The sequence below is a fragment of the Streptomyces sp. NPDC059142 genome (genome assembly GCF_042755665.1).
Classification (GTDB): Bacteria; Actinomycetota; Actinomycetes; order Streptomycetales; family Streptomycetaceae; genus Streptomyces.
The window spans coordinates 1125-3862 of sequence record NZ_JBHZDA010000118.1; the positions used below are offsets into that span (position 1 = coordinate 1125).

A 2738-nucleotide genomic window follows, 5' to 3' on the forward strand; every position below is an offset into this window, starting at 1 on the left:
CCTCTTAAGAGGTGAGAACGGGAGGGGTGGCCTCATGTACTGCGTCAGGGGACTACCCGGCGATGGCGCACGGGTCGCTCTCGCCCGGGGCGGACAGGGCGAGTCGTTCGGCTGCGGCCGTAGTTGCGGCGACGGGCAGCGACAGGTCGTCGGGCATCAGGGAGGAGGGCTTGATGACCGAGACGGCCCCGTAGACGGCGTCACCCCACAGGACGGGGGCGGCGATCTCCGTCCAGCCGGGGATCTCCTCGCGGGCGACGGCGTACCCGGACTCGCGGGCCTCGGCCAGGGACGCGGTGAACTCTGCTGCGGTGGGGGCCGTTCCGGGCCCGGCGCCGGCGGGGAGCGGCCACTCCAGGAGGTTGGAGATCAGGAGCGGGGGCAGGTAGGCGGCGATCACGCGGCCGGAGGCGCCAACGCGCAGGGAGTTGCCGACCTCGATCAGGTCGGTGATGCCGAGCCCCAGCGACTCGAAGTCGTAGCGGCCCGGCGCGCTGGCGGCGTACGACTTGCCGGGACCGCCATAGGGAGAGAGGACCCACAGCAGCGCGAAGCCGTCGACCGTCCTGCTGAGGTGCTCCAGGACGGGCCGGACCCTGGCGTCGGGCGCGGTCGCCATGGCCTGCATGCCGGTCAGCGCCGCGCCGGGGCCGAGGCGGTACCGGCCGGCCGGAGAGCGCAGGAAGGTCGCGGTGGATATCCCCGATTGCAGTATCCGGTACACGACGGCCGCATTGAGGCCCGTGGCGGCGGCGAGTTCACTGGGGCCGTGATCGGCGCCGGGCAAAAGTGTGAATGCCTGCACGACGAGCATGACCCGGCGGGCGTGCAGGGTTCCCCCCGGGCGCCCGGCAGTCCCGGTGCCCGGTTCGGATTCGGTCGCGTGAATTGTCTGCGGCGTGGCGTGGCTGAGCATGCAGTTCCTTGTCGCGCATGCCGCCCTCCCCTCCGGATACGGAGGCGGGCGGTCCTCCCCATTGGCCTGCCGTCCTCACGGCGCGGCCCCCCGGCCCCTAGCCCCCGTTCCCCCCGTTGGTTCGGATCGAACTAGTGATCGCAACCCTACAGTGCGTGACACGGAACGGCGCCCACGGTTTTACATCACCCCAAAAGGGAGGCAATCCCCCTTTCGTTGCGTGACGCGAAATGCGTTTAATTCACGACGAGAAACAGGAGGCGAATAGGGCGATATCCGAGGGCATTGCGCGGTGCGAAAAGATTTGACAGGCCGAACAAGTCGCGCTTTGAATTCGTTCCGGGAATTCAACGACGACGGGGGAGCCTCATGAGTGTCTGCGCGACCTGGGTCCGGGTCGGCGACCAATGGGTGCGGGCCGACCACATCGTCGCCGTCCGGCTGGAGCCGCCCGCCGGCGCGGCGCTCGGCGGCCGGTGGGGCGAAGCCCGCAGTCAGCGGCTCATGGTGTGCACCACCCTGCCCACCGAGGAGGGCGGCGGCAAGGTTGTCTGGCAAGAGGCCGCCGTGTGCGCGAAGGAACGCGGCGAGGTCGTGGCGGGAACGCTGCTGGACGCAATCCACGCGGCCAGGTCTCCGGCCGGGGATCTCCGGTACGTATACCCGACCCGGGGACTGGAGGGATGGGTCTCCCGCTGGCAGGCGAGCACGACGCTGCCGCAGGGTCCCGCCCTGCTGACCGGCGAGTCCACCAGCCGCACCCCCACGGTCAACGGCCTGACCACCGCTAATCGGTAGCTCAGTCGACCCGACCGATTCCGCCCCCGCGCCGGGTGGCGTTGGATTGGCGCTCAGGGTCTTTACTCGTGCCCGGCCTGTCCGCCCGTGATCGTGGTGGACGAGGGCGGTCGGCAGGTTCGGGGCCCCGGTGCGGATGCTCCCGCGTAGCAGCGGACCGTTTCCGCCTCCTGTTGCCAATGGATGGCCTCCGGGCAGTCAGCACCCTGCCGCGTGCCGGAACACGGCAGACCTGAGCATCACCCATCGGAGAGGAAGCGCGGGAGGAGAGCGCCAATACCGCTCGAAGCAGTAGGGCGGAGCGTGCACGCACATCCACAGGCGCCGGAAGTAGTCGCCCTCCAGCCGGTTGCAGGAGGAGCACAGCAGACCGCGAACCCTGCCGCTGCGGTGATCGTGGTCGACGACCTGCGGAGAGTTGGTGCAGCAGGCGCAGCGACCGCCTTGGAGCTCGAATAGACGCCACCAGACGTACCAGTGCGGGATCTTCTCCTCTGGCCAGTTGTCCGGCAGCGGCCCGTCGAGCTTGCGCGGGATGTAGAACGGCCACACGGCTGGCCCACCGCATCGCTCGGCAGTGGGGACGAGAGCCGCGACGACTGGCTCACCGAGGTACTCGTCGGGCACCGGCTCGCACCAGGAGAAGCCAGAGCAGGGAACGTTCGAGACCCCGCTACCGGGGGCCCACAGGTGATATCGCCCGGTCCATACCGTGTCGAGCCGGGCGAGGGCTGGGCTGCGCGGCTCGGTCACCACGGGATGCCCCTCAACGCACGCTTGGTACCCCCTCGGCACGGAAGGAAGGAGCCGGGGAGCGGTTCGAAAGACAGTCGACGGCACGGGACGCACCGTAAGGGCGTCGGAGGCTGTGGAGATGGAGCCCCGCCGCCGACAGTTCGTACGGCGATCGGTACCGGGTCCCCATCAGGGGTGCGCGGGTTATCTGGCCAGACAGACCACATAGCGGGGGGGGGGGGGGGGGGGCGCGGGCGTGGGGGGCTGCGCGGCGGCCCCCGCGCCGGCC

At 70.1% G+C, this 2738-nt stretch carries 3 protein-coding genes; 1 reads left to right on the plus strand and 2 read right to left on the minus strand.

All coding sequences use genetic code 11. The features are described 5' to 3' along the window. Positions 1–52 precede the first annotated feature (52 nt). Entirely contained in the window at positions 53–916 is an 864-nt protein-coding gene (locus ACFXPK_RS29245; protein WP_385080083.1) for an IclR family transcriptional regulator C-terminal domain-containing protein, read from the minus strand. 369 nt (positions 917–1285) lie between these two features. Here ACFXPK_RS29245 and ACFXPK_RS29250 point away from each other — a divergent pair, with 369 nt between their 5' ends. Continuing rightward, complete coding sequence (locus ACFXPK_RS29250; RefSeq protein ID WP_385080085.1) at positions 1286–1714, plus strand: hypothetical protein; 429 nt, start codon at positions 1286–1288, stop codon at positions 1712–1714. 198 nt (positions 1715–1912) lie between these two features. Here the strand turns inward: ACFXPK_RS29250 and ACFXPK_RS29255 are convergent, their stop codons facing one another. Next, a complete protein-coding gene (locus tag ACFXPK_RS29255; protein ID WP_385080087.1) occupies positions 1913–2563 on the minus strand; it encodes an endonuclease domain-containing protein in 651 nt (216 codons plus the stop codon). Positions 2564–2738 lie beyond the last annotated feature (175 nt).

What these genes read in the sequence shown, in the direction of transcription:
- ACFXPK_RS29250 (WP_385080085.1), top strand. Translation starts at nt 1,286, where the DNA reads ATGAGTGTCTGCGCGACCTGGGTCCGGGTCGGCGACCAATGGGTGCGG.
- ACFXPK_RS29245 (WP_385080083.1), bottom strand. Translation starts at nt 916, where the DNA reads ATGCTCAGCCACGCCACGCCGCAGACAATTCACGCGACCGAATCCGAA.